Genomic DNA, 26117 nt, shown 5'->3' with positions numbered 1-26117 from the left:
GGCCGGCGCCGCCGGCGGCGGCGACAAGCTTCTTTACCCGCCCGGCACCGCGCCGACACGGGGCCCCGGCACAGTGGATCCCATGCCGTCATCCACTCTGCCGAAAGCTGCCGCGATGAAGCCCACCTCCCGTTTCCCGCTCCCGAGCGCCCTCCGAACCCTGGCCTGCGCCGCGCTGCTCGGCGCCGGCATCGCCGCCGTCGCCGCGCCGCCCGGCGGTGCCCATCCGGTGTCGATGGCCGGCGGCCCGATGGGCGGGCCCGGCATGGACCGCGCCGGCGGCCTGCCCTGGCTCGGCCACCCGGCGATGCTGCAGCGCCTGCTCGACGAGGTCGACGCGACCCCCGCGCAGCGCCGCCAGATCCGCGAGATCGTCGGCTCGGCGCAGGACGATCTGTCGCGCCAGCGCGCCGACGCCCGCCGCCTGGGCGAGCAGTTCGCGGAACTTTTCGTCCAGCCGACGGTCGATCCGAAAGCCGTCGAGGCGCTGCGCCAGAAGATGCTGGCCCTGCATGACCAGTCCAGCCAGCGTTCGACGCAGGCCATGCTCGAGGTCAGCCGCGTGCTGAGCGTCGAGCAGCGCCAGCAGATCGCCGACACGATGAAGGAACGCCGCGAGGCGATGGACAACCGCCGCGGCCGCAGCGACCCGCCGCGGCGCTGACAGCCCTTCCTGCCATCGTTATCCTTTTCCTCCTGTGGCTTTGACATGAAGCCTTCGCCCCGCGGCCTCGGCCCCGGGGCTCTTTTCGTTCGAGAACGCCCCGTGACGAGCCGACTGCTGCTGATCGACGACGACTCCCGCCTGACCACGATGGTCGGCGACTACCTGCGCCGCAACGGTTTCGAGGTCGACACCGCCGGCTCGCTGGCCGCCGGGCGCGAACAGCTGCGCCATCGCGCCTACGACGCGCTGCTGCTGGACCTGATGCTGCCCGACGGCGACGGCCTGGACCTCACGCGCGAGCTGCGTTCGGACGCGCGCACGCGCCGCCTGCCGCTGCTGATGCTGACCGCGCGCGGCGAGCCGATGGACCGCATCGTCGGCCTGGAGCTCGGCGCCGACGACTACCTGCCCAAGCCCTTCGAGCCGCGCGAGCTGCTGGCGCGCGTGAAGGCGCTGCTGCGCCGCGCCGCGCCCGAGCCCGCCGGCGACGAGGTGCTGCGCTTCGGCCGCCTGGAGGTCGACCTCGGCGCGCGCCAGGCCCGCCTGGACGGCCAGCCCTGCGACCTGACCAGCCACCAGTTCGACCTGCTCGTCGTGCTGGCGCAGAGCCCGGGGCGCGTGCTGTCGCGCGACCAGATCACGGACGCGCTGAAGGGCCATCCGCTGGAGGCCTTCGACCGCAGCATCGACGTGCACATCTCGCGCATCCGTGCGGTCATCGAGGACGATCCGAAGAACCCGAAACGCGTGCTGACGGTGCGCGGCGCGGGCTACGTCTTCGCCAAGAAGCAGGACGCCGAATGAGCGCCGCGACGGGCGGGCGGCGCTGAGATGCGCTCGCTCTACATCCGCATCTACCTGACGGTGGTGGCGGCGCTGGCGCTGTTCGCGCTGGTGTCGGTCTGGCTGCTGCAGAACCATCTCGAGCAGGAGCGTGCGCGGGCCCAGAGCACGCTGCAGGAGCGTGTGGCCGCGTGGGGCGAGCTGCTGCAGCGCTCGCTGCCGCGTGCCGACGCGCCGGCCGAGGTGCAGGCCGAGGCGCTGCGCGAGTGGTCCGAGCGCCTGCGCCTGCCGATGGCGCTGGACGACGCGCGCGGCCGGCGCCTCGGTGCCTCCGACTCCTTCGTGCGCCGCCAGGGCGGCGGCCCCGGTGCCGGGCGCGCCTACCCGATCCGTCTGGACGACGGCCGCACGCTGTGGGTGCTGCGCCCGCAGCTGATGCGTGGCGCGCTGCCGCGGCCCGACGGCGACCCCGGCGCGGCCGGCGATCCGGGCGAGCCCGGCGGTCCCGGAGGCCCCGGCGATGCCGGCCCGGGGCGCGAGGTCCCGCGTTTCGGCGGCCTGCAGCCGCGCAACCCCTGGCTGCCGCCGGGGCCGGCTTTCGACGGCCTGGGGCTGGCGGCGCTGCTGGTCGTGCTGTTCGCCGCGGTGGCCGCCGGCGCCTACCCGGTGGTGCGCCGGCTGACGCGGCGGCTGGAGGCGCTCAAGCGTGGTGTCGAGGCCTTCGGTGCCGGCCACCTGCAGCAGCGCGTCGCCGAGGACGGGCGTGACGAGGTCGCGGCGCTGGGGGCCAGCTTCAACCGCGCCGCGTCGCGCATCGAGGCGCTGCTGCGTTCGCACCAGAGCCTGCTGGCCAACGCCAGCCACGAGCTGCGCTCGCCGCTGGCGCGGCTGAAGATGGCGGTGTCGATGGCCGACGAGGCCACGCCCGAGCAGCGCGAGGCGCTGCGCCGCGAGATCGACACCAACATCGCCGAGCTCGACGCGCTGGTCGAGGAGGTGCTGCTGGCCAGCCGCCTGGACGCCGCGATGAGCGTCGACCGCCGCGACCCGGTGGACCTGCTGGCGGTCGCCGCCGAGGAGGCCGCGCGTGTGCAGGCCACGGCCCAGGGCGAGGACCTGCGTGTCGCCGGCGACGAGCGCCTGATCCGGCGTGCCGTGCGCAACCTGCTGGAGAACGCCCGCCGCTACGGCGGCGACGAGGTCGAGGCACAGGTCGTGGCCGTCGGCGGCCAGGCCGAGCTGCGGGTCGCCGACCGCGGCCCGGGCGTGCCCGAGGCCTACCGCGAGCGCATCTTCGAGCCCTTCTTCCGCCTGCCCGGCCATGCCGAACGCGAGGGCGGCGTCGGCCTCGGGCTGGCGCTGGTGCGGCAGATCGCCGAGCGCCACGGCGGCAGCGTGCGCTGCACGCCGCGCGACGGCGGCGGCAGCTGCTTCACGCTGTCGCTGCCGCTGTCGGCCTGACTCAGGCCGCCGCGCGGCGCTGCCGGTGCAGCGTCCAGGCGAGGAAGGCCGACAGCGCCGCCGCGGTGAGCACCAGCCCCGCCGTCGACGCGATCCAGAAGCCGGGCGCGCCGTGCAGCGCCGGCGGCACCACGCCCAGCGGGTCGAAGGCCAGCAGGTAGCCGCCGCCCAGCCCGACGCCCCACAGCGCCGTGGCGTTGATGACCAGCGGCACGGTGGCGATGCGCCAGGCGCGCAGCACGAAGGCGGCCACGGTCTGCGTCGCGTCGGCGATGTGGAACAGCGCGACGAAGGCCAGCAGCGGCAGCGCCGCGGCCACCACCGCGAGGTCGCGCGTGTACAGGCCGATGACCGGCTCGCGCAGCAGGTACAGCGCGCCGCCGTTGAACACCGCCAGCCCGGCGCCGATGATCACGCCGTGCCAGCCCAGCCGGCGCGCCGCCGGCAGGTCGCGCGCGCCGATGCGCTGCGCGACCAGCGTGGCCGCGCCGTTGGCGATGGCCAGCGGCAGCATGAACAGCAGCGACACCAGGTTGGCCGCGATCTGGTGCCCGGCCACCGGCGTCTCGCCCAGGCGGGCGATGAAGATCGCCATGAAGGTGAAGCCGGAGACCTCGACCAGCACCGCCGCGCCCGACGGCAGGCCCAGGCGCAGCTGAGCGCCGATCGCCGGCCGGTCGGGCGCGTCCAGGCCGCGGCCGCGCAGTTGGAAGGCGTCGTAGAAGCGGTCGCGGCGCAGCAGCGCGAAGGCGGCGATCGTCTGCGCCCACATCGCCACCGCGGTGGCGATGCCGCAGCCCAGCACCCCCAGCGCCGGTAGGCCGAGCGCCGGCACGCCGAACACCAGCGCCGTCGACAGCGGGATCTTGAAGGCCAGCGCGCCGAGCTGCAGCGCCATCACCGCCTTGGGCCGCGACACCGCGACGTTGAACGCGCGGTAGGCGGTGAACAGCAGCGAGGCCGGCAGCGCCACCGCCAGCGCCGCGAGGTAGCCGCGCACCTTGTCGGCCTGCTCGGGCGTGGCCTGGGCCAGCGCCAGGAACGGCGTCGGGAACAGCAGCAGCGCGCAGCCGATCGCCGAGAAGGCGAGCGCGATCCACACCGCCTGGTGCAGCTGGCGCCCGGCGTCGGCCGGGCGGCCGGCACCGAAGAGCTGGCCGACGATCGGCGCCAGCGCCATCACCACGCCCATGAAGCCGACAAAGGTCGTGATGTAGGCGGCGCTGCCGACGGCCAGCGCCGCCAGGTCGGCGGCCGAGTGGCGCGCGACGAGCACGGTGTCGACGGTGCTGAAGGCCAGCACCGAGAGCTGGCCGACGAACACCGGCCAGGCCAGCGGGGCGATGCGCCGGCCGCTGTCGGCCAGCCGGGCGGCGCGGCCGGGCGGCGGCGCGGGAAAGGGTTCGGGAGCCGGCTCGTCGCGCCCGGTCGCAGGCCCCAGCGCGCTCAACGCGTCCCCCGCGCGGCGCGTTCGGCATAACGGTTGAAGCGCCAGGCCGTGCCGTCGGCGGTGATGCGGCGCCAGACGGCGCGCTTCTCGGCGGGGGTCATCACGGTCCAGTGCTGGACTTCGTCGAAGGTCCGGCCGCAGCCTTTGCAGATCGCGTCGCCCTGCGTCGTCGAGCAGATCGCGATGCACGGCGCGTCGGGTGTGCTGGCGTACCAGGCGAGCCAGGCGGCGCGGGCCGCCGGCGGCAGAGTGTCTTCGTCGACCGTGCTGCGGCGTTCGCGCACCAGCGGCGCGTAGACCTCGGCCAGCGCCCGCACCTCGGCGCAGGCGGTCACGCCGTCGGGCGAGGGGGAGCGGTCGCGCCACCAGTTGATGGCGGCTTCGAGGTCGTCGAGATGCAGGTCGGCCATGCGGGCGGGTTCGGGCAACCCGCCATTGTCCGATGCCGGCCCCGGCCTTGGGTGGCCGGGGGCGCTCAGCGGCCGCGGGCCGCGGTGATCGCCGCCGACGCCGCGAGTTCGGCGTTCAGTGCGTCTTCCAGCGGCGAGCGGCACAGCCCCGCGTGTTCGTAGTGCAGGTTCTCGTAGAGCTCGGCGGTCGCCGGGGCGATGGCCAGCAGCGCCGGCAGGGCCTCGTCGCCTTCGGCTTCGGCGAGCAGCTCGCGGACCTGCTGCACGACCCCGCGGTACTGCCCGGCGCTGGCCGAACGCGGCTGACGCTCCAGGCGTTCGAGCAGCGCGGCCATCGCGGCCAGCGTGTGCAGGCGGGCGGGGAGACGGACGGTTTCGGTGGGCATGCTCGGAAGCTGGGGCGTGCGCCGCCGAATTCAAGCCCGCCGCCGCGGCAGCACGCCGGTGGCCAGCGCCGTGCCCAGCAGCACGACGGCGCAGCCGGCCACCGTCGCCACCGACAGGCGCTCGCCGAGGAACAGCCAGCCCCACAGCACCGCGAAGGCCGGCACCAGGAAGGTCACCGAGACCGCGTTCGCCGGTCCGGCATGCGCGACGAGGCGGAAGAACAGCCAGTAGGCGAAGCCGGTGCAGGCGAAGGCCAGCACCGCCGCGCCGCCCCAGGCCGCGGCACCCGGCATCTGCGCCGGCCACCACCACAGCGCCGGGCCCAGCGTGAACACCGCCGCGGCGAGCTGGCTGCCGCCGGCCACCGCCATCGGCGGCACGCCGCCCAGGCGCTTCTTGGTGTAACTGGCGGCGATGCCGTAACACAGCGTCGCCACCAGGCACAGCACGATGCCGGCGGCCGCGCTGACGCCGTGTTCGCCGGGTTTGAAACTCGCGTTGTGCAGGCCGACGGCCAGCACGCCGGCAAAACCGATCGCCAGCCCCAGCAGGCGCGGCCGGGTCGGCCGGTCGCCGAGCCAGGCCCAGGCGATCAGCGCCGCCCAGAGTGGCGTCGTGGCGTTGAAGATCGACGACAGCCCGGCGCTGAGCACCAGCGCCGCGACCATGTAGCAGGCGAAGGGCAGCGCCGAGTTCAGCAGCCCGACGACGGCGATCGGCCGCCAGTGGCGGGCCAGCGCCGCACCTTCGCCGCGCAGCAGCACCAGCGGCAGCAGCATCAGCGCCGCGCCGGCGACACGCACGAAGACCAGCGCCGCAGGGCCGAAGTCGGCCGCGCCCAGGCGCATGAAGAGAAACGAGCCGCCCCACAGCGACGCGAGCACGAAGAGCTCGGCGAGGTCGCGCCGCGTCACCGTGCGGCCCCGCGCTCCAGCGCCAGCAGGGCCTGCTTGCGTTCCAGCCCGCCGGCGTAGCCGGTCAGGGCACCGCTGCCGCCGACGACGCGGTGGCAGGGCACGACGATCGACAGCGGGTTGCGGCCGACCGCCGCGCCGACGGCGCGCACCGCGCTGGGCCGGCCGATGCGGCGCGCGATCTCGCCGTAGCTCGTCGTCGTGCCGGCGGCGATGGCGCGCAGCTGGTCCCAGACGGCGTGCTGGAACGGCGTGCCTTCGGCGTCCAGCGGCACCGTGAAGCCGGCGCCGTCGCCACGGAAGTAGGCCGCCAGCTCGGCCGCCGCCCGGGCGATCAGCGGATGCGCCGGGTCGACCGGCAGGTCCAGCGCGCCGGGGTGGTGGCGCTGGGCGTCGAACCACAGGCCGGCCAGGCCGTGGGCGCTGGCGGCCAGCGTCACCGGGCCCAGCGGCGTGTCCAGGCGCGACTGCGCCTGGAGTCGGGGGTGTCTCATCGGGTGTCTCCAGGGCGCCAGAGCGCCATCGCGGCATAGGCGCGCCAGGGCCGCCAGGCCTCGGCCGCGCGTTCGTGTTCACGCGCGTCGCGGCTGCCCAGCGCGGCGGCGAGGCCGGCGTCGCCGGCGGGCCAGGCATCGGGCCAGCCGAGCACACGCAGTGCGACGAGCTGCACGGTCCAGGGGCCGAAGCCGGGCAGGGCGGCCAGCGTGGCCAGCGTCGGCGCCAGCGGCGCGCCGCGTTCGAGCTTCAGCGAACCGTCGGCCACCGCCGCGGCCAGCGCCTGCAGCGCCCGCACACGCTGGCGCACGAGGCCCAGGCGGCCGAGTTCGTCGGGGTCGGCGGCGGCAAGCGCCGCGGCGTCGGGGAAGGCGTGCGTCAGCGCGGCGAACGGCGTCGGCACCGGGCGGCCGTAGCGCCGCACCAGGCGTGCCGCCAGCGTGCCGGCGGCGGCCACCGTGACCTGCTGGCCGAGCACGATGCGCACCGTGGTCTCGAAGCCGTCGAAGGCGCCGGGCAGGCGCTGGCCCTCGGCCGCCAGGCCGGCGGCGGCCAGCGCCGCGGCGATCGGCGCCGGGTCGGCGTCCAGGTCCAGCGCCTCGCGCACGCGGCGCAGCACGGCGCCCAGCACCGGGGCCAAGGCCGGCGCGGCGCGCAGATGGACCTCGTGGCGCTCGGGCACGAAACGCGCCTCGATCCAGCCGTCGAGCACCGAGCCGCGCTGCGGCCAGGCCAGCGTGCGCCGCCAGGCCAGGCCCTCGACCTGCTCGACGCCGGCCAGCGCGCGGCGCGCGGCAAAACCGAGCATCGCCTCGACGTCGTAGGGCGGCCGCCAGGCCAGGCGCAGCACCGGCTCGGCCGGGGTCTCGCCGCGCGCGCGGCGCAGCGCCGTCGGCGCCAGGCGGTAGCGTTCCAGGAAGGCGGCGTTGAAACGCCGCAGGCTCTCGAAGCCGCTGGCCAGCGCGACCTGGGCCACCGGCATCGTCGTGTCGGTCAAGAGCTGCTTGGCCAGCAGCAGGCGCTGGGTGGCGAGGTACTCCCGCGGCGCGACGCCGTGCGCGGCGGCGAAGATGCGGCGCAGATGGCGCTCGCCGACACCCAGGCGTGCGGCCAGCGCCGGCAGCACGACCGGCTCGCCGGCCTGCACCGCGGCCTCGATCGCGCGCGCGGCGCAGCCGGCCAGCGCGTCGGAGGAGTCCATCGCCGACAGCCCGGGCGCGATCTCCGGGCGGCACTTCAGGCAGGGGCGGAAGGCCGCGGCCTCGGCCTGCGCCGGGCTGGCGAAGAAGCGGCAGTTCTCGCGCCGCGGCGTGCGCACGCGGCACACCGGGCGGCAGTAGATGCCGGTGCTGGTGACCCCGACGAACACGCGGCCGTCGAAACGCGCGTCGCGGGCGGCGAGCGCGAGGTAGGCGGCGTCGGGGTCGGGGAACATGCGGCCCATGATAGGGGGCGGGCTGACGCGGACTCGCCGTTTCCGGACATGTCCACCGCTGCAGCGATGTCCTAGGGCGGGCAGGGGACACGCGCGGCGCGGGCGGTGGCCGGGCGAAGATCGCGCCCTTTGCAATCCGCCCCCGCACCCGCCGCCCGGGTGCGCCGTCGATGACTCCCGAAACCGTCTGGGTGCTGGCGCTGCTGGCCGGCTGCGTCGTCTGCTTCGTGCTCAATCGCCCGCGCATGGACGTGGTGGCGATGGCGGCGCTGACGCTGCTGGTGCTGGGCGGCACGCTGACGCTGCCCGAGGCGCTGGCCGGCTTCAGCGAGCCGGGCGTGATCCTGATCGCGCTGTTCTTCGTCATCGGCGAGGCGCTGGCGCGGGCCGGCATCGCGCACCGCGTCGGCGACTGGCTGGTGGCGCGTGCCGGCGGCCGCGAGGCCCGGCTGCTGGCGCTGCTGATGGCCGCGACCGCGGCGCTGGGCTCGGTGATGAGCTCGACGGCGGTGGTGGCGATCTTCGTGCCGGTGGCGCTGCGCGTGGCCGCGCGCGTGGGCAGCGCGCCGGGGCGGCTGATGATGCCGCTGGCCTTCGCCGGGCTGCTCAGCGGCATGCTGACGCTGGTCGGCACGCCGCCCAACCTCGTCGTGCAGGCCGAGCTGCACCGCCGCGGCCACGAGGGTTTCGGCTTCTTCGACTTCACGCCGATGGGCGCGGTGCTGCTGGTGCTGGGCATCGGCTACATGCTGGTGGCGCGGCGCTGGCTGGCCGAACGCGAGGCGCCGCGCCGCGACGGCGAGGGCCGGCGCCGGCGCTTGCGCGAGCTGGCCGCCGACTACGGCCTGCTCGACCGCACGCGGCGCCTGCGTGTGCCGGCCGCGTCGCCGGCCGTCGGCTGCACGCTGGGCGAGCTGGAGCTGCGCGCGCGCCACGGCGCCAACGTCATCGCCATCGAGCGCGAGCGCGGGCTCGGGCCGACGGTGGTCGACACCTCGGCGCACCAGCAGATCCTGCCCGGCGACGTGCTGCTGGCCGACTTCGCCGCGCCCGACGGGGCGGCCCAGGCGCAGCGTGTCGTCGAGGCGATGGGCTTCACCGAGCTGCCGTTCCGGCGCGACTACTTCTCGCGCCTGTCGCGCGAGATCGGCCTGGCCGAGCTGCTGGTGCCGCCGGGTGCGGCGGTGATCGGCCAGTCGATCCTCGAGCTGCGCATGCGCTCGCAGCGCGGCATCAACGTCATCGGCCTGCGCCGCGGCGGCCACCTCGTCGACGAGGATCCGCTGCACGCCAAGCTGAGGATGGGCGACACGCTGCTGGTGGCCGGCGCCTGGAAGGACATCCGCGGCCTGGCCGGCGCGGCGCGCGACTTCGTCGTGCTGACGCTGCCGGCCGAGGTCGACGACGTCGCGCCGGCCGCGTCGCGCGCGCCGCTGGCGCTGGCGGTGCTGGCGGCCACCGTCGCGCTGATGGTCTCGGGGCTGGTGCCCAACGTCGTCGCGGCGCTGCTGGGCTGCCTGGCGATGGGCGCGGTGCGCTGCATCGACGCCGAGTCGGCCTACCGCGCGATCCACTGGCAGAGCCTGATGCTGATCGTCGGCATGCTGCCGTTCGCCGTCGCGCTGCAGAAGACCGGCGGCATCGACTGGCTGGTGGGCGCGATGCTCGCGGCCACCGGCGAGGCCTCGCCACGCGCGGCGCTGGCCGGGCTGTTCGTGCTGACGGCGCTGGTGGGGCTCTTCGTCTCGAACACCGCGACCGCGGTGCTGATGGCGCCGATCGGCTTGGGGCTGGCCGAGCGCCTGGGCTGCGCGCCCGAGCCCTTCGCGATGATGGTCGCGCTGGCGGCGTCGGCGGCCTTCATGACGCCGGTGTCCTCGCCGGTGAACACGCTGGTGCTGGGCCCGGGGCGCTACCGCTTCGCCGACTTCGTGAAGATCGGCGTGCCGTTCACGGTGGTCGTCGGCATCGTCTGCGTGGCGCTGCTGCCGCTGCTGTTCCCGTTCTGAGACGGCCGCGCCGCGGCGCAAGCCGGCCCGCCCGGCCGCTGCCTACAATCGCCCGCGACTTCCACCCGGCCCCCGGCCCGCCTTCCATGCAAGTCCATTCCTCGGTGTTCAAGGCCTATGACATCCGCGGCATCGTCGGCCAGACGATCGACGAAACGTTCGCGGAGCATCTCGGAAGGGCTTTCGGCACCGAGGCGCTGGCCGCCGGCGAGCGCGCCGTGGCCGTCGGCCGCGACGGCCGGCTCTCGGGTCCGGGTCTGGCGGCGGCGCTGGTGCGCGGCCTGGTGTCGACCGGCCTGGACGTCGTCGACCTCGGCGCGGTGACGACGCCGATGCTCTACTACGTCGCCGCGACACGCGGCGAACACGGCTGCAATTCGGGCATCCAGGTCACCGGCAGCCACAACCCGAAGGACTACAACGGCTTCAAGATGGTGCTCGGCGGCCGCGCCATCTACGGCGAGGACATCCAGCGCCTGAAGCGCCGCATCGAGGCCGAGGACTACGTGCAGGCCCCGGGCCGCAGCGCGGCGATGGACATCCTGGCCGAGTACACCCAGCGCATCGTCTCCGACTGCCAGCTCGCGCGGCCGATGAAGATCGTCGTCGACTCGGGCAACGGCATCCCCGGCGCCAGCGCGCCCGGCATCCTGAAGGCCCTGGGCTGCGAGGTCATCGACCTGTACTCCAAGGTCGACGGCGACTTCCCGAACCACCACCCGGACCCGTCCAAGCCCGAGAACCTCGCCGACCTGATCAAGGTCGTGCACGCCACCGGCGCCGAGCTCGGCCTGGCCTTCGACGGCGACGGCGACCGCCTGGGCGTGGTCACCGCCGGCGGCAACGTCATCTACCCCGACCGCCAGGTGATGCTGTTCGCGCGCGACATCCTGTCGCGCCACCCGGGCGCCGAGATCATCTTCGACGTCAAGTGCTCGCAGCGCCTGCCCGAGGCGATCCGCGCCGCCGGCGGCGTGCCGCTGCTGTGGAAGACCGGGCACTCGCTGATCAAGGCCAAGCTCAAGGAGACCGGCGCGCCGTTCGCCGGCGAGATGAGCGGCCACCTGTTCTTCGGCGAACGCTGGTACGGCTTCGACGACGCGATGTACACCGCGGCGCGGCTGCTGGAGATCCTGTCGCGCGAGGCCGACCCCAGCGCATTCCTCGACGCGCTGCCGACGAGCTTCAGCACGCCCGAGCTCAACGTGCCCTGCGCCGAGGGCGAGAACCACCGCGTCGTCGCCGAGCTGCTGGCGCGTGCCGCCGACGGCCGGCTGGCGCTGGCCGGCGGCGAGCTCGGCACCGTCGACGGCCTGCGCATCGACTTCGCCGACGGCTTCGGACTGATCCGCGCGTCGAACACGACGCCGGTGCTGGTGCTGCGTTTCGAGGGCCACACGCCCGAGGCGCTGGAGCGCATCCAGGGCGACTTCATGGCCGCGCTGCGCGCCGTGAAGGCCGACGCCCGCGTGGAGGCCGCCGCGCACTGAGCGCAAGGCGGGCCTTCTTCCCGCCGCGGAACCCGACATGGCTGCTGACGGCGCTTTCGCCCGCTGGGTCTACTCGACCGGCCTGCGCCTGGCCGCGCCGCTGTACGTCGGCAAGCTGTGGTGGCGCGGGCGCCACGAGCCGCCGTACCGCAGCGCCTGGAACGAACGTTTCGCCACCGGCGGCGTCGGCGACGGCCGCAGCGGCCGCATCTGGGTGCACGCCGTGTCGCTGGGCGAGACGCGTGCCAGCGAGCCGCTGCTGAACGCGCTGCGCCGGCTCGCGCCGGAGCGCGGCCTGCTGCTGACGCACGGCACCGCCACCGGCCGCGAAGCCGGCGCGGCGCTGCTGCAACCCGGCGACGCCCAGGTCTGGCTGCCCTACGACACGCCGGGCGCGGTGCGGCGCTTCCTGCGCCGCCACCGGCCGGCGGTCGGCGTGCTGATGGAAACCGAGATCTGGCCCAACCTGCTCGACGCCGCGCTCGAAGCCGGCGTACCGATGGTGCTGGCCAACGCGCGCCTGTCCGAACGCAGCTTCGCCAAGGGCCAGCGCCTGCAGGCGCTGCTGCGTCCGGCGGCGGCGAGCTTCTCGCGCGTGCTGGCGCAGACCGCCGACGACGCGCGCCGGCTCGAGGCCAGCGGCGCGCCGTCGCCGCAGGTCATGGGCAACCTGAAGTTCGACGTCTCGCCGAACCCGGCGCTGGTCGAGCGCGGCCGCGCCTGGCGCGCTGCGGCGGGCCGGCCGGTGGTGCTGGCGGCGTCGACACGCGAAGGCGAGGAGGAGCTGCTGCTGGCCGCCTGGAAGCGCCTGGACGCGCCGCGGCCGCTGCTGCTGCTGGTGCCGCGCCATCCGCAGCGTTTCGACGCCGTGGCGCAGATGGCCGCCGCCGCCGGGCTGTCGGTGCGGCGCCGCAGCGGCTGGGGCGAGACGCCGCCGGCCGACGCGGCCGGTGCCGACGTCTGGCTCGGCGACTCGATCGGCGAGATGCCGCTGTATTACGCCGCCGCCGACGCGGCGCTGCTGGGCGGCAGCTTCGCGCCGCTGGGCGGGCAGAACCTGATCGAGGCCGCGGCCTGCGGCTGCCCGCTGGTGATGGGGCCGCACACCTTCAACTTCGCGCAGGCCGCCGAGATGTCGCTGGCCGCCGGCGCCGCGCTGCGTGCGGCCGACATGGCCGACGGCGTCGCGCAGGCGGTGGCGCTGGCTCTCGACCCGGCGCGCGCCGAGCGTGTGGCCGCTGCGCTGGCCTTCTCGGCCCAGCACCGCGGCGCCGCCGAACGCATGGCGCGCGCGATCGTCGAGCTGCTACCGGGCGTCAGCGCGCCAGCAGCGCGTTGACCGACTCGACGTCGGTCAGGCCCAGCCGGCCGGCCGCCTGGCGCAGCCGCAGCGTGTTGACGATGACGTCGTAACGCGCGCGCGCCAGGTCGCGCTGGGTGGCGTAGAGCTGGGTCTGGGCGTCGAGCACGTCGAGGTTGACGCGCACGCCGACGCGGTAGCCGAGCTGCGTGGCTTCCAGCGACAGCTTGCTCGAGGCCTCGGCGGCCTCGTAGGCGCGGACCTGGGCGATGCCCGACTGCACCGCGAACAAGGCGGTGCGCGCGTTCAGCGCGACGTTGCGGCGCGCCGATTCCAGCTCGTTGCGCGAGCTCTCCTCCAGCAGCAGCGTCTCGCGCACGCGGTTCTGCGTCGCGTTGCCGGCGTACAGCGGCAGCTTGAACTGCAGGCCCATGCTGTAGGTGTTGGTGGCGCCGCCGGCGTTGTTCAGCGCCACCGAGCTGCCGCCGACACGCTGGCGCTCGGCCGAGGCCACCAGGTCCAGCGTCGGCAGATGGCCGGCACGGGCGCGTTCGGTCTCGAGGCGGGCGATGTCGTAGGCCACCTGGGCGCGGCGGATCGCCGGGTGGTCGCCCTGCGCGCTGCGCACCCACTGCTCGGGGTCGGCCGGGCTGGGTTCGGGCAGCACGACCGGCGTGGCCAGCGGCTTCGGGTCGGTGCCGAGGCGGCCGACCAGGGTGTCCAGCGCGGTGCGCCGCGTCAGCAGCAGGTTCTCGGCGGCGATCTCCTCGGCGAGCACGAGGTCGTAGCGGGCCTGGGCTTCGCGGGTGTCGGTGATCGTCGCGGTGCCGACCTCGAAGTTGCGCTTGGCCGAGGCCAGCTGCTCGGTGATCGCGGTCTTGCTCGCGCGCGTGGTCGCCAGCGCGTCCTGCGCCGCGAGCACGTCGAAATAGGCCTGGGCGACGCGCACGACGAGGTCCTGCTCGGCCGCTTCCAGCGCCGCCTGGGTGGCCGCCAGCGAGCGCTCGGCCTGCTCGATCGCGACCGAGTTGGAGCGGTTGAACAGCGGCAGGCTGGCGTCGATCGACGCGCGGGCGGTGTTGTAGGTGCCGCGCTCGACGCCGTCGGGGCGGGAGTCGCTGCCGGTGGCGCTGGCGTTCAGCGCCGCAGCCGGGCGGTTGAGCGCACGCGTCTGGGCGACTTGGTACTCGGCCGAGTCGGCCTGTGCGCGTGCGGCCAGGTAGGACGCGTCGTAGGCGCGGGCGGCCTGGTACAGCTCGGACAGGCTCTGGGCGTGGACGGCCGCCGGCAGCGCGAACGCGACGGCGCTGGCCAGGGCGAGACGGGTGAGGAGCGGACGCATGAAACGGGTTCCCTCGGTTCTTCGTGTTTCGGCGGGACGAGCCGCGGTTCTAGCGCCGACGGGCCGGCGCCGCTGCCGTCATGCGACGGGCGGCGCCCCGGAAGGGGCCGACGTGCCGCCGCAGGCGATGGACGGCAGGCCGGCGCGCGGGCATGCCGGGCTCAGAAGGCGAAGCGCGTCGGCTCGGCGAAGCCCTGCAGACGCGGCGCGACGGTGTCGAACAGGTCGACCTCGGACCAGGCCTCGGGGCCGACGCGGGTGTAGAGCCGGGCGCACATGATCGGCAGCTCGCCGACGATCGCCGCCAGCCGGCCGCCGACCTTCAGCTGCTCGAGCAGCGCGCGCGGCACCGCGGCGACCGAGCCCGACAGCACGATGGCGTCGAACGGCGCCTCGGCGGGCAGGCCGCGGGCGCCGTCCTCGGCCGTCACCTCGATGACCCGGACCGTCGTCACGCCGGCGCGGCGCAGGTTCTCGCGCGCCTGGGCGACCAGCGCCGAGCGGCATTCCAGCGTCCAGACCTGCTGCGCGCGGTGCGCCAGCAGCGCGGCCATGAAGCCCGAGCCGGTGCCGATCTCCAGCACCTTCTCGTGGCGCTGCACCTGCAGCTCCTGCAGCAGCCGGGCCTGGATCTTGGGCTCCAGCATCACCGGGCCGTGCGGCTCGTCGGCGATCAGCGGCACCTGCAGGTCGGCGAAGGCCAGGGCCTTCAGCGCCGGCGGCACGAAGTCCTCGCGCCGCACCGTCGCCAGCAGTTGCAGCACGCCGTCGTCCAGCACCTCCCAGGGGCGGATCTGCTGCTCGATCATGTTGAAGCGGGCGAGTTCGGTGTTCATCGCAATATACCGTGCAGGGTATCAGAGTCCGGGCTGTCCGAATTCTAGGCGCCGCTGGCGGCGTGCGCCGATCCGGGGTTTGGCGCCGTGGCCGGCCCGTCGCGGCGCTCGATGCCGCGCAGCAGGATGTCGATCTGCAGCGCCAGCAGTTCCTCGGTGGGCCGCACGGGCGGCGCCCACAGCGTGCCGCCGTCCAGCGCGCGCATCAGCAGCGGCGCGATCAGCGCGTAGCAGGCCTCCTCGACCGGCAGGGCGCGGAACTCGCCGCGTTCGATGCCGCGCTGCAGCGCACGGGCGAAGAGCTGGTCGGCCGGCGCCACGACCTCGTCGGCGTAGAAGCGCTGCAGCTCGGGGAAGTGCTGCAGTTCGGCCAGCAGCACGCGGTGCAGGCCGGCGGCCGGCCGGCTGCCGATGCGCTCCCACCAGATGCGGCCGAGGGCCAGCAGCAGCTCGCGCGTCGAGCCCTGGTGGTGCTCGGCGAGCTCGGCGCCCTCGGCGATCAGGTTGGACAGCGTCGCGCGCACGACGGCCTTGAACAGCTCTTCCTTGCTCGGGAAGTAGAGGTAGAGCGTGCCCTTGGAGACACCGGCCCGGCGGGCCACCTCGTCGGAGTGGGTGGCCGCGTAGCCGTTCTGCACGAACAGCTCGAGCGCCGCGTCCAGCAGCTCCTGCGGCCGCGCGTGCTTGCGGCGCTGCCGCGGCGGCCGGGGAGGGGTATCTAATGACTTCGAGGTCATTAGTGGACTGTACCCAGTCCGGCGGCCGGGCCGCAAGGCGGCTTTCCGGCGTCGCCGCATGACGCGGCCCGGGCAGGCGACCCGGCGCGCTCGTCCTGCGCTTCACGCACGCGCCGCGGTGACATCGGCGGCCGTGTCGCCGGCGGCCTCTATGATCGGCCGCTTTGCCGCTTCCAAGGGACGAGCATTTTGGATTTGCTGCTGCTGGCCAAGGCCGCGGTCATGGGCATCGTCGAGGGCCTCACCGAGTTCCTCCCCATCTCCTCCACCGGGCATCTGATCCTCGCCGGCTCCCTGCTCGACTTCACCGGCGAGACCGCCAAGGTCTTCGAGATCGCGATCCAGACCGGCGCCATGCTGGCGGTGATCTGGGAGTACCGCCAGCGCCTGGGCCGCACCGTCACCGGCATCGGCCACGACCCGCTGGCGCGGCGCTTCGCGCTCAACGTGCTGATCGCCTTCGTGCCGGCGGTGGTGTTCGGCCTGGCGCTGGGCAAGGTCGTCAAGGAGCACCTGTTCCACCCGGTGCCGGTGGCCACGGCCTTCATCGTCGGCGGCATCGTCATCCTGCTCGTCGAACGCCGCCACCGGCGGGCCTTCGGCGAACGCGACCTGGAGGGCGCGCGCCGGGCGCGTGTCGAGAGCGTCGACGACATGACGCCGCTGGACGCGCTGAAGGTCGGCCTGGTGCAGTGCCTGGCGCTGGTCCCGGGCACCAGCCGTTCGGGCTCGACGATCATCGGCGCGATGCTCTTCGGCTTCTCGCGCCGCTGCGCCGCCGAGTTCAGCTTCTACCTCGGCATCCCGACGCTGATGGGCGCCGGCGCCTACTCGGTGTTCCGCCAGCGCGACGCGCTGCACTGGGGCGACGCGCCGATGTTCCTCGTCGGCTCGGCCTTCGCGTTTGTCAGCGCGTTGCTGTGCATCCGCTGGCTGATCCGCTACATCTCCACGCACGACTTCACGGTCTTCGCGTGGTATCGCATCGTCTTCGGCTGCGTCGTGCTGCTGACGGCGTGGAGTGGCGTCGTCAGCTGGTCCGAGTGAACACCAGGTCCCAGACGCCGTGGCCCAGGCGCAGGCCGCGGGCCTCGAACTTGGTCAGCGGCCGCCAGGCCGGGCGTTCGGCGTAGCCGGCGGCGGTGTTGGCCAGCGAGCTGGCCGACAGCACCTCCAGCATCTGCTCGGCGTAGGGCTGCCAGTCGGTGGCGCAGTGCAGGTAGCCGCCGGGCGCCAGCCGGCTGGCGAGCAGTTCGACGAAGGCCGGCTGGATCAGGCGGCGCTTGTGGTGCCGTTTCTTGTGCCAGGGGTCGGGGAACCAGACGTGCACGCCGGCCAGCGAGGCCGGCGGGATCATCTCGCGCAGCACCTCGACGGCGTCGTGGCGCAGGATGCGCACGTTCTCCAGGCCGCGTTCGCCGATGTGGCGCAGCAGCGCGCCGACGCCGGGCTCGTGCACCTCGACGCCGAGCAGGTCGCGCTCGGGCGAGGCGGCCGCCACCTGGGCCGTCGCGTCGCCCATGCCGAAGCCGATCTCCAGCACCACCGGTGCCGTGCGGCCGAAGACGGCGGCGAAGTCCAGGGGCTGCGCCGCGTAGGGCAGCACGTAGCGGGGCCCGAGTTCGGCCAGCGCTCGCTGCTGTCCGGTGCCCATGCGGCCGGCGCGCAGCACGTAGCTGCGGATCGGCCGTTGCGGAGAAGGTGTGTCGTCCATGAGGGCGCGCAGTGTAGCGAGCGCCGGCCGCGCCGGGCCGGGGACATCTCGCGACAGCGCCGCGGCGGCGCTAGAATGCCGGCCCAGCGCGGGTGTAGTTCAATGGTAGAACGGCAGCTTCCCAAGCTTCATACGAGGGTTCGATTCCCTTCACCCGCTCCAGAACCTGATAAAGCGCCTGCCCCCCGGACAGGCGCTTTTTCTTTGCCCGCCGCACCATGAAAAACGCCCCGGCGGGCCGGGGCGTCAGGGTGGGCCGGGGCCTCGCGGCCCCGGGCGACGTGGATCAGAACGAGTGGCGGATGCCGACGCCGAACATCTTGGTCTTGGCGTCGATGTTCACGCCCGCGCCCGAGAACAGCGGCACCTCGGTCGAACCCAGCGGGACGAGCAGCGCGACCGGGCCGCCGGCCAGGCCGGCGCCGCCGAGCAAGGGGTTGCCGTTGGAGATGTCGCCGCGGTCGTCCTTGACCTGGCCGGCACGCGCGAAGATCGCGGTGCGCTTGGACAGGTTGTAGTCGGCGCCGAGCATGAAGCCGGTGTCCTTGCCCTTGGTGAAGTTGGTGAACTTCGCCTGCATCACCTGGCCGATGAGGTCCAGCGAGCCGATCGTGTGCTTGGCCGCGATCGCCAGCACGCGCATCTTCGGGTCGGTGTCGCCGGTCTCGTCGAGCTGGCCCTGGTAGTAGCTGCCGCCGAGCTCGGTGCCGAAGGCGAACTTGTACTTCGCGGCGAGCATGTAGCTCGTGAACTTCTCGGTGGCGAACAGCGGCAGGAAGCCGTCCGGCGACAGCGGCGTGACGCGGAACGGCAGGCCGAGCTGCACGTTGGACAGGTCGTTGCGGTTGTACGCGGCCACGGCCTTCAGGTCGTCGCCCAGGTAGGCGATCATCGCGCCCCAGGTCTTGCCGCGGCCGTCGTCGCTCTCGGCACCGGCGGTCAGGCCGCCGAGGATCTGGCCCAGCTGCGGCGCCGAGCCCGACGGCGGGATCGTGCCGGTCGGGGTGTTGGTCGCCGTCGAGCGCACCGGGCTGATGCGCGCGGCGGCGCCGGCGTTCGGCGAGTACGACACGCGGCCGGCCCACGCACCCTGGCGCACGCCGTAGCTGATGACGTTGTCCTGGTAGGTCTGCAGGTTGTTCAGCGCAACGCCGGTGGCGAACAGGTCGGTGCCGCCGATGCCGTCGAGCGTGCCCAGGAAGTAGGCGGCCAGCATCGGCGAGACCTGGCGGCCCAGCCGCACTTCGCCGACCGGCGTCGTCAGCGCCACCCAGGCCTGGCGGCCCCACATGCGGCCGTCGTTGCCCATCGTGCCGTTGTCGGCGATGACCGAGCCTTCGAGCGTGAACTTGGCCTCCCAGCCGCCGCCCAGCGGCTCGGTGCCACGCACGCCGAGGTGCGACTGGCGCGTCATGCTCGGCGCCAGGCGGGTCTGCTTCTGCTCGGGCGAGACGACCGAGTTGGCGCCGGCCAGCCCCTGGACGGTGCCGGTGACGTTGCCTTCGGACTTGTTGATGCGGTCGACGCTCAGGTCCAGCGTGCCGTAGATCTGCACGCTGCCGTCCTGAGCCTGCGCGGCACCGGCGAACAGGGCCGCGGCAGCCAGCGCGAGGGCGGTCAGGCTTCTGGGTTTGGAAATCAAGTTCAGTCTCCTGGTTGTACTTCGGGTGTGACGAGGAACCGGTCGGGACCCGAGGCAGGCGACGCAGGCCGATGGCCTGCCGGCGGCGCGGGAATCCGACAGCAGCCCGACGTTAGACAAGGGGGTGACGCTAGCGGCATCCACAAAACTACCAACGTCGCGCGCCCGCAACAGCCGCGACGGCCCGGTTGGCGGCCTTGGCGCTGATGTCGGGACCGTCGCAGCACGCGGTTACAGTGACCGCGGGCCGCTGTCGGCCCGTTGTGGTCCCGTGAACTGGGGATCCCCTCCGCCCGCGTCGCGTGCGCGACAAGGCCGTCTCGCTGCGGGAGCCGCGATGGATGCAGTGTTTCGAGTTCTCAGCCTGGGCGACGGGGCCCCGGAGATCGCCGGGTCGCCCTACGGTCCCTTCGTCGTCGAGCACTGCGATTCGCCCGAGCAGGTGGCGGCACGCCTGCGCGAGCAGCCGCCGGACGCGCTGCTGCTGGCCACCGCCGAGCCCGGAGCACTGCCGGACTGGCCGGCGCTGGCGCAGGCCGTGCTGGACACCGCGGTCGTCGTCGTGCTGCACGCACCGGCGCCGCGTGCGGCGGTCGAGCTGCTGCAGTTCGGTGTCCAGGACGTGCTGGCCGACGCCACCGACGTGCCGCGGGCGCTGCGCCTGGCGATCGAGCGCCGCCGCCTGGGTCTCGCGGCGCGCAAGGGCTATTCGACCGACCTGCCGACCGGGCTGCCCAACCACGCCCAACTGCTGGAACACATGACGCATCTGCTGGCGCTGCGCGAGCGCGAGCCGGCGCCGATGGCGCTGATCGTGCTGCGCGTCGACGGCCTGGCCGCGGTCGCCGAGACGCTGGGCCAGGAGTCGGCCGACGTGCTGCGGCGCAAGGCCGCGGTGCGGCTGCGCGCGGCGCTGCGTGCCAGCGACGTCGTCGCCTCGATCGGCCACGACGCGTTCGCCGTGCTGCTGGCCTGGATCGACTCGCCGGCCGACGGCGAGCGTGTGATGGACAAGCTGGCGGCGATCCTGTCGCAGCCCTTCAGCGTCGCCGGGCGCGCGCAGCGCCTGCTGCCGCACGCCGGGCTGGCTTCGTACCCGGAGCACGGCAAGAGCGCCGAGCCGCTGCTGCGCCGGGCGCTGGGGGCGGCGCTGCAGTTCACGCCGGTCGGCCGCGACGCCGCGCAGCCGGCCGACCGCGGCCCGGCCGCGGCGGCCAACGACGAGGAAGCCTGAAGCCTTACTTCAGGATGTCGCCGAGGCAGACGTACTTGGTCTCGAGGTAGTCGTCGATGCCCTGGCGCGCGCCTTCGCGGCCCAGGCCCGACTGCTTGACGCCGCCGAACGGCACCTCGGCGGTCGAGATCAGCCCGGTGTTGACGCCGACCATGCCGTACTCCAGCGCCTCCGAGACACGCCAGATGCGGCCGATGTCGCGGCTGTAGAAATAGCTCGCCAGGCCGAACTCGGTGGCGTTGGCGAGTTCGATCGCCTCGGCCTCGGTCTCGAACTTGATCACCGGGGCGATCGGGCCGAAGGTCTCTTCCTTCGAGCAGCGCATCTCCGGCGTCACGCCGGCCAGCACCGTCGGCGCGAAGAAACGTTCGCCGACACGCTCGCCGCCGGTCACCAGGCGCGCGCCCTGCGCCAGCGCGTCGGCGACGTGGGCCTCGACCTTGGCCATCGCCGGCTCGTCGATCAGCGGGCCGAGCTGCACGCCGGGCTCGAAGCCGTTGCCGACGGCGATCTGGCGTGCCCGTGCCGCCAGCTTCTCGACGAAGGCGTCGTGGATGCCGGCCTGGGCGTACAGGCGGTTGGCGCAGACGCAGGTCTGGCCGGCGTTGCGGTACTTGCTGACCAGCGCGCCCTCGACGGCGCTGTCGAGGTCGGCGTCGTCGAAGACGATGAACGGCGCGTTGCCGCCGAGCTCCAGCGACAGCTTCTTGACCGTCGACGCGCACTGCTTCATCAGGATGCGGCCGACCTCGGTGCTGCCGGTGAAGGACAGGTGGCGCACGACGTCGCTGGTGCACAGCACCTTGCCGATCTCGATGGAGTTCTCGGCATCGGCCGGCAGCACGTTGAAGACGCCGGCCGGCATGCCGGCGCGCTGTGCCAGTTCGGCCACCGCCAGCGCCGACAGCGGCGTCTGCTCGGCCGGCTTGACGACCACCGGGCAACCGGCGGCCAGCGCCGGCGCGACCTTGCGCGTGATCATCGCGAGCGGGAAGTTCCACGGCGTGATCGCGGCGCAGACGCCGACCGGCTGGCGGATCACCAGGTAGCGCTTGTTGCCGTCGGTCGTCGGAATGGTCTCGCCGTAGACGCGGCGCGCCTCCTCGGCGAACCACTCGATGAAGCTGGCGCCGTAGATCACCTCGCCACGCGCCTCGGCCAGCGGCTTGCCTTGTTCGGCGGTCATCAGCCGCGCCAGGTCGTCGGCGTGCTGGTGCAGCAGCGCGAACCAGCGCATCAGCACCGCGCCGCGTTCCTTGGCGGTCTTGGCGCGCCACGGCGCCCAGGCCCGCTCGGCAGCGGCGATGGCCGCGGCGCAGTCGACCGCGCCCAGGTTGGCCACCTGGGCCAGTTCGCGGCCGGTGGCCGGGTCGTGCACGGCGAAGCGGCTGCCGGCCTCGATCCACTCGCCGTCGATCAGGCCGGCGGTCTTCAGCAGCGACGGGTCGGCCAGCGTGGCCAGCGGGGAAGCGGTGTCGTCCATCGTTCGTCCTTGGGTTCTGGGTGTCTCGGACCGGGTCAGTCCAGCGTGTACTCGAAGGTGCTGACGACGCGCAGCCGCTTGACGCGTGCGCTGCCGTCGTCGAAGCCCTCGCCGCCCGCCGCGCCGATCTGGATCACGCCCTGGTTGGCGTTGCGCAGCCCGCCCAGCGTGGCGCCGGCCTCGGCGGCGAACTTCTCGGCCTGCTCGCGCGCGTTGCGCGTGGCCTCGGCCAGCAGCGGCGCCTTGGCCTCGTTGAAGGCGCGCAGCTGGTAGCGAGGCCCGGCCGGGCCGTCGCCGCCGAGCTGCACGCCGGCCTGGATCAGCGGGTCCACCGCCAGCGCCGCGGCTTCGACGGCCTGGGGCCGTGCCGACTTCACCAGCACCTGGGCCGTGCCCTGGAAACGCAGCGGCTGGTTGTTGCCGCCGTACTCGCGCGCCCACAGGTCCTGCACCTGCAGCGGCCGGATCTCGATCTCGGCCTCGGTGAAACCCTGGGCCTTCAGGAAGGCGACGACGCGGTCGCGGTCCTCGGCGAGCTGGCGCTGCACGGCGCCGAAGTCGGCACCGCCGCGCCGGAACGCGAGCGGCCAGACGGCGTAGTCGCTGTCGACATCCTTCTCGGCCAACCCCTTGACGGTCACCGAACGGTCGGCGGCGCGGAAACGCTCCAGCCCCTTGCCGACGCCGTAACCGCCGGCGGCCAGCCCCGCCGCCAGGACCAGCGCCGCCACCAGCCCCACGGAACGCGTGTTGTCTGCCATCTCGGACCTCCTGACCCCCATTCTGGACGATGGCCCAACCTTAGAATCCGCGGCATGAAAGCCTCCGAGATCCGCTCCACGTTCCTGAAGTTCTTCGAATCGAAGGGACACACCATCGTTCCGAGTTCGCCGGTGGTGCCGGGCGACGACCCGACGCTGCTGTTCACCAACGCCGGGATGAACCAGTTCAAGGACGTGTTCCTCGGCTTCGACAAGCGGCCGTACACGCGCGCGACGACCAGCCAGAAGTGCATCCGCGCCGGCGGCAAGCACAACGACCTGGAGAACGTCGGCTACACCGCGCGGCATCACACCTTCTTCGAGATGCTGGGCAACTTCAGCTTCGGCGACTACTTCAAGAAGGACGCGATCAGCTTCGCCTGGGAGCTGCTGACCGAGCACTTCAAGCTGCCCAAGGACAAGCTCTGGGCGACGGTCTACGCCGAGGACGACGAGGCCTACGACATCTGGCTGAAGGTCATCGGCCTGCCCGCCGAGCGCATCGTGCGCATCGGCGACAACAAGGGCGCGCGCTACGCCAGCGACAACTTCTGGATGATGGGCGACACCGGCCCCTGCGGCCCGTGCTCGGAGATCTTCTACGACCACGGCCCGGACGTCGCCGGCGGCCCTCCGGGCAGCCCCGAGCAGGACGGCGACCGCTACATCGAGATCTGGAACAACGTCTTCATGCAGTTCAACCGCACCGAAGACGGCACGATGCACCGGCTGCCCAAGCCCAGCGTCGACACCGGCATGGGCCTGGAGCGCCTGGCCGCGGTGTTGCAGCACGTGCACAGCAACTACGAGATCGACCTGTTCGTGAACCTGCTGGCCGCGGCCCGGTCGGCCGTCGAGGCTGCCGGCGGCCAGGACGTCGACGCCGAGAGCCCGAGCCTGAAGGTCATCGCCGACCACATCCGCGCCTGCGCCTTCACGGTGGCCGACGGCATCATCCCCGGCAACGAAGGCCGCGGCTACGTGCTGCGCCGCATCGCTCGCCGCGCGATCCGCCACGGCTACAAGCTCGGCGCGCGCAAGCCCTTCTTCCACACGCTGGTCGAGGCGCTGGCCGTCGAGATGGGCGAGGCCTATCCCGAGCTGCGCCGCGACAAGCTGCGCATCACCGAGGTGCTGAAGGCGGAAGAAGAGCGTTTCTTCCAGACCATCGCCCACGGCATGGAGATCCTCGAAGGCGCGCTGGCCAGTGGCGCCACCGTCATCGACGGCGAGACCGCCTTCAAGCTGCACGACACCTTCGGCTTCCCGCTGGACCTGACGGCCGACGTCTGCCGCGAGCGCGGCGTCACCGTCGACGGCGCCGGCTTCGACGCCGCGATGCAGCGCCAGCGCGAGCAGGCGCGCAGCAAGGCCAAGTTCAAGATGGCCCAGGGCCTGGCCTACGACGGCGAGGCGACCACCTTCCACGGCTACGAGCACCTGGTCTGCGAACACGCCAAGGTCACCGCGATCTACGTCGACGGCACGCCGGTGACGAAGGCCCAGGCCGGCGACGACGTCGTCGTCGTGCTCGACCACACCCCGTTCTACGCCGAGAGCGGCGGCCAGGTCGGCGACCGCGGCGAGCTGCGCAACGGCCGCGCCCGCCTCGTCGTCGAGGACACGGTGAAGATCCAGGCCCAGGTGCACGGCCACCAGGCGCGCATCGTCGAAGGCGAGATCGAGATCGGCGACACGCTGGTCGCGCGTGTCGACGCCGAGCTGCGCGCCAAGACCATCCGCAACCACAGCGCCACCCACCTGATGCACAAGGCGCTGCGCGAGGTGCTGGGCGGCCACGTGCAGCAGAAGGGCTCGCTGGTGACGCCGGAGCGCACGCGTTTCGACTTTGCCCACAACGCGCCGGTGACCGCGGCCCAGATCGCCCAGGTCGAGGCGCTGGTCAACGCCGAGATCCTGGCCAACGCCGCCACGCAGGCGCGCACGATGGCCATCGACGAGGCGCAGAAGCTCGGCGCGATGATGCTGTTCGGCGAGAAGTACGGCGAGACCGTGCGCGTTCTCGACATCGGCGGCAGCCGCGAGCTGTGCGGCGGCACGCACGTGCAGCGCACCGGCGACATCGGCCTGTTCAAGATCGTCGCCGAAGGCGGCGTCGCCGCCGGCATCCGCCGCGTCGAGGCCGTCACCGGCGACAACGCGCTGGCCTACCTGCAGCAGCTCGAAGGCTCGCTCGGCGGTGTCGCCTCGACGCTGAAGGTCACGCCGGCCGAGGTGCCGGCGCGGGTCGACGCGGTGCTCGAGCAGCTGCGTGCGCTGGACAAGGAGATCACCGCGCTGAAGGGCCGGCTGGCCTCGGCCCAGGGCGACGAGCTGCTGGCCAGCGCCGTCGACGTCAAGGGCATCAAGGTGCTGGCGGCGACGCTGGCCGGTGCCGACGCCAAGGCGCTGCGCGAGACGATGGACAAGCTCAAGGACAAGCTGAAGAGCGCCGCCATCGTGCTGGCCGCCGTCGATGGCGCCAAGGTGCAGCTCGCCGCCGGCGTCACCGGCGATCTGGTCGCCGGCGGCAAGCTCAAGGCCGGCGAGCTGGTCAACTTCGTCGCCGGCCAGGTCGGCGGCAAGGGCGGCGGCAAGCCGGATCTGGCGATGGCCGGCGGCACCGACGCCGCCGCGCTGCCGCAGGCGCTGGCCTCGGTGGCCGGCTGGGTCGGCGAGCGCGCCTGAGGCGCCGGGCGGCGCCGGCCCGCTTCTCACCCGCCGCGGCTGCCGCCGGCCGCCGGCTGAACCTGCCGGCTGCCGCCGGCCGCACACGATGAAACCCGCACGCCAGAACACCGAGGCCGAGATCGAGGCCTTCAGCACCGTCTGCCAGCGCCTTGGTGGCTTCGACGGCCGTTTGTCGGCCGAATGGTGCGACGGCTTCCTCGCCGCGCTCGCCGCCGGCCCGAAGCCGCTGCCGATCGCGTCGTGGCTGCCGGCGATGGCCGGCGAGGCCTACGAACGTGCCTTCGCCGACCCCGAGGACCAGGCCGCGGCCGAGCAGGCGCTGACCACGCGCGCCGCGGCGCTGGCGGTGCAGCTCGACGCCGAGTCGATCGACGAGGACCCCGACGCGCTGCGCCTGGCGCCGCTGATGTACGTCTGGGACGACGCCGGCCGCCAGGAGGCGATCGAGGTCGACGGCCTGAAGCCCGAGGAGGCCGCGGGCCTCGTCACCGGCGCCGAATGGGCCGACGGCTTCTTCGCCGCGCTGCAGGCCTTCAGCGCCGACTGGCGCGCCGACGCTGGCGAGGACTCGATGGCCGCGTTCGAGGAGCTGCTGGCCCAGGTGCACGCGCTGCGCCTGGCCGAAGGCAGCGAGGAACTGGCCGAGCACGTGAAGGCCGTCTACGGCGACGAAGGCGCCGACCGCGACCGCCTGATCGACGAGGCCTGCTACGCCGTGCAGGACCTGCGGATGTGGTGGGTCGACCACGCGCCCAAGCCCGAGACCCGGCGTGTCGAGAAGACACCCGGTCGCAACGATCCTTGCCCCTGTGGCAGCGGCCTCAAGTACAAGAAATGCCATGGAGCGGCGGCCTGAAGCCGGCCCGCGCTTACAGT

The 26117-nt window shown here is 73.4% G+C and carries 23 protein-coding genes and 1 tRNA gene; 11 read left to right on the top strand and 13 right to left on the bottom strand.

Features of this window, described 5'->3' with window-relative positions:
- Positions 1–115 precede the first annotated feature (115 nt).
- The 3 genes from LOC65_RS15960 to LOC65_RS15950 all read left to right on the top strand — a co-directional run bounded on the left by LOC65_RS15960 (position 116) and on the right by LOC65_RS15950 (position 2911).
- On the top strand, positions 116–664 hold the full coding sequence (locus LOC65_RS15960; RefSeq protein WP_164962010.1) for a Spy/CpxP family protein refolding chaperone: 549 nt from the start codon (positions 116–118) through the stop codon (positions 662–664).
- A gap of 102 nt (positions 665–766) precedes the next feature.
- Positions 767–1471 (top strand): response regulator, encoded by a 705-nt coding sequence (locus tag LOC65_RS15955; protein ID WP_230248217.1) that lies wholly within the window; start codon positions 767–769, stop codon positions 1469–1471.
- A gap of 27 nt (positions 1472–1498) precedes the next feature.
- Complete coding sequence (locus LOC65_RS15950; protein ID WP_230248216.1) at positions 1499–2911, top strand: ATP-binding protein; 1413 nt, start codon at positions 1499–1501, stop codon at positions 2909–2911.
- A 1-nt stretch (position 2912) separates the two neighbouring features.
- Here the strand turns inward: LOC65_RS15950 and LOC65_RS15945 are convergent, their stop codons facing one another.
- From LOC65_RS15945 to LOC65_RS15920, 6 genes are all read right to left on the bottom strand, one after another.
- Positions 2913–4361, bottom strand: a complete 1449-nt coding sequence (locus LOC65_RS15945) for an MATE family efflux transporter (protein ID WP_230248215.1) — start codon at positions 4359–4361, stop codon at positions 2913–2915.
- Positions 4358–4771, bottom strand: coding sequence for a DUF3717 domain-containing protein (locus LOC65_RS15940; protein ID WP_230248303.1), 414 nt, complete (start codon positions 4769–4771; stop codon positions 4358–4360). The genes LOC65_RS15945 and LOC65_RS15940 overlap by 4 nt, the downstream gene beginning before the upstream one ends.
- 65 nt (positions 4772–4836) lie before the next feature.
- Positions 4837–5157, bottom strand: a complete 321-nt coding sequence (locus LOC65_RS15935) for a hypothetical protein (RefSeq protein ID WP_009858884.1) — start codon at positions 5155–5157, stop codon at positions 4837–4839.
- Between the two features lie 30 nt (positions 5158–5187).
- A complete protein-coding gene (locus LOC65_RS15930; protein WP_164962014.1) occupies positions 5188–6072 on the bottom strand; it encodes a DMT family transporter in 885 nt (294 codons plus the stop codon).
- Positions 6069–6566: a methylated-DNA--[protein]-cysteine S-methyltransferase gene (locus LOC65_RS15925; protein ID WP_230248214.1), complete on the bottom strand. Its 498-nt coding sequence runs from the start codon at positions 6564–6566 to the stop codon at positions 6069–6071. The genes LOC65_RS15930 and LOC65_RS15925 overlap by 4 nt, the downstream gene beginning before the upstream one ends.
- Positions 6563–8011 (bottom strand): AlkA N-terminal domain-containing protein, encoded by a 1449-nt coding sequence (locus LOC65_RS15920; RefSeq protein WP_405048250.1) that lies wholly within the window; start codon positions 8009–8011, stop codon positions 6563–6565. Before LOC65_RS15920 ends, LOC65_RS15925 begins: the two co-directional genes overlap by 4 nt.
- Positions 8012–8172: 161 nt before the next feature.
- Between LOC65_RS15920 and LOC65_RS15915 the strand changes: the two genes are divergently transcribed.
- The 3 genes from LOC65_RS15915 to LOC65_RS15905 all read left to right on the top strand — a co-directional run bounded on the left by LOC65_RS15915 (position 8173) and on the right by LOC65_RS15905 (position 12840).
- Positions 8173–10011, top strand: a complete 1839-nt coding sequence (locus LOC65_RS15915) for an SLC13 family permease (protein ID WP_230248212.1) — start codon at positions 8173–8175, stop codon at positions 10009–10011.
- 86 nt (positions 10012–10097) lie between these two features.
- Positions 10098–11501, top strand: coding sequence for a phosphomannomutase/phosphoglucomutase (locus tag LOC65_RS15910; RefSeq protein ID WP_230248211.1), 1404 nt, complete (start codon positions 10098–10100; stop codon positions 11499–11501).
- A gap of 37 nt (positions 11502–11538) precedes the next feature.
- Positions 11539–12840 carry a 3-deoxy-D-manno-octulosonic acid transferase gene (locus tag LOC65_RS15905; protein WP_230248210.1) on the top strand — a complete coding sequence of 434 codons (1302 nt, stop codon included), beginning with the start codon at positions 11539–11541 and terminating at the stop codon, positions 12838–12840.
- On the opposite strand, the gene LOC65_RS15900 is transcribed toward LOC65_RS15905, so the two are convergent.
- The 3 genes from LOC65_RS15900 to LOC65_RS15890 form a co-directional block, all read right to left on the bottom strand.
- A complete protein-coding gene (locus LOC65_RS15900; RefSeq protein WP_164962017.1) occupies positions 12818–14143 on the bottom strand; it encodes a TolC family outer membrane protein in 1326 nt (441 codons plus the stop codon). The two genes, LOC65_RS15905 and LOC65_RS15900, sit on opposite strands and share 23 nt — an antisense overlap.
- A 161-nt stretch (positions 14144–14304) precedes the next feature.
- Positions 14305–14979, bottom strand: coding sequence for a protein-L-isoaspartate O-methyltransferase (locus LOC65_RS15895; protein ID WP_230248209.1), 675 nt, complete (start codon positions 14977–14979; stop codon positions 14305–14307).
- 44 nt (positions 14980–15023) lie between these two features.
- Positions 15024–15716 (bottom strand): TetR/AcrR family transcriptional regulator, encoded by a 693-nt coding sequence (locus tag LOC65_RS15890; RefSeq protein WP_230248208.1) that lies wholly within the window; start codon positions 15714–15716, stop codon positions 15024–15026.
- A gap of 189 nt (positions 15717–15905) precedes the next feature.
- On the opposite strand from LOC65_RS15890, the gene LOC65_RS15885 reads away from it, so the two are divergent.
- On the top strand, positions 15906–16763 hold the full coding sequence (locus LOC65_RS15885) for an undecaprenyl-diphosphate phosphatase (protein ID WP_029718633.1): 858 nt from the start codon (positions 15906–15908) through the stop codon (positions 16761–16763).
- On the opposite strand, the gene trmB is transcribed toward LOC65_RS15885, so the two are convergent.
- A complete protein-coding gene (gene trmB / locus LOC65_RS15880) occupies positions 16747–17430 on the bottom strand; it encodes a tRNA (guanosine(46)-N7)-methyltransferase TrmB (RefSeq protein ID WP_009858873.1) in 684 nt (227 codons plus the stop codon). The genes LOC65_RS15885 and trmB overlap by 17 nt on opposite strands.
- Positions 17431–17518: 88 nt before the next feature.
- Here trmB and LOC65_RS15875 point away from each other — a divergent pair.
- Positions 17519–17592 (top strand) — tRNA-Gly (locus LOC65_RS15875).
- Positions 17593–17716: 124 nt separating this feature from the next.
- On the opposite strand, the gene LOC65_RS15870 is transcribed toward LOC65_RS15875, so the two are convergent.
- On the bottom strand, positions 17717–19072 hold the full coding sequence (locus LOC65_RS15870) for a porin (protein WP_230248207.1): 1356 nt from the start codon (positions 19070–19072) through the stop codon (positions 17717–17719).
- A gap of 337 nt (positions 19073–19409) precedes the next feature.
- Here LOC65_RS15870 and LOC65_RS15865 point away from each other — a divergent pair, with 337 nt between their 5' ends.
- Positions 19410–20306 (top strand): GGDEF domain-containing protein, encoded by an 897-nt coding sequence (locus tag LOC65_RS15865; RefSeq protein WP_138938929.1) that lies wholly within the window; start codon positions 19410–19412, stop codon positions 20304–20306.
- Between the two features lie 4 nt (positions 20307–20310).
- Here LOC65_RS15865 and LOC65_RS15860 read toward each other — a convergent pair whose 3' ends face one another.
- Entirely contained in the window at positions 20311–21789 is a 1479-nt protein-coding gene (locus tag LOC65_RS15860; RefSeq protein ID WP_230248206.1) for an NAD-dependent succinate-semialdehyde dehydrogenase, read from the bottom strand.
- A 35-nt stretch (positions 21790–21824) separates the two neighbouring features.
- Positions 21825–22550 carry an SIMPL domain-containing protein gene (locus tag LOC65_RS15855; protein WP_009858869.1) on the bottom strand — a complete coding sequence of 242 codons (726 nt, stop codon included), beginning with the start codon at positions 22548–22550 and terminating at the stop codon, positions 21825–21827.
- Between the two features lie 54 nt (positions 22551–22604).
- On the opposite strand from LOC65_RS15855, the gene alaS reads away from it, so the two are divergent.
- Both alaS and LOC65_RS15845 read left to right on the top strand, forming a co-directional pair.
- Entirely contained in the window at positions 22605–25238 is a 2634-nt protein-coding gene (gene alaS / locus LOC65_RS15850; RefSeq protein ID WP_230248205.1) for an alanine--tRNA ligase, read from the top strand.
- An 88-nt stretch (positions 25239–25326) separates the two neighbouring features.
- The gene (locus LOC65_RS15845; protein WP_164962020.1) at positions 25327–26097 is read left to right on the top strand and encodes a UPF0149 family protein; all 771 of its coding nucleotides are present in this window, start codon (positions 25327–25329) and stop codon (positions 26095–26097) included.
- Positions 26098–26117: the final 20 nt, after the last annotated feature.

The organism is Rubrivivax sp. JA1055, assembly GCF_020966565.1.
GTDB lineage: Bacteria > Pseudomonadota > Gammaproteobacteria > Burkholderiales > Burkholderiaceae_C > Rubrivivax > Rubrivivax benzoatilyticus.
The sequence above is the reverse complement of the archived record's forward strand: the minus strand, read 5'-3'. Positions and strand labels throughout refer to the sequence as shown.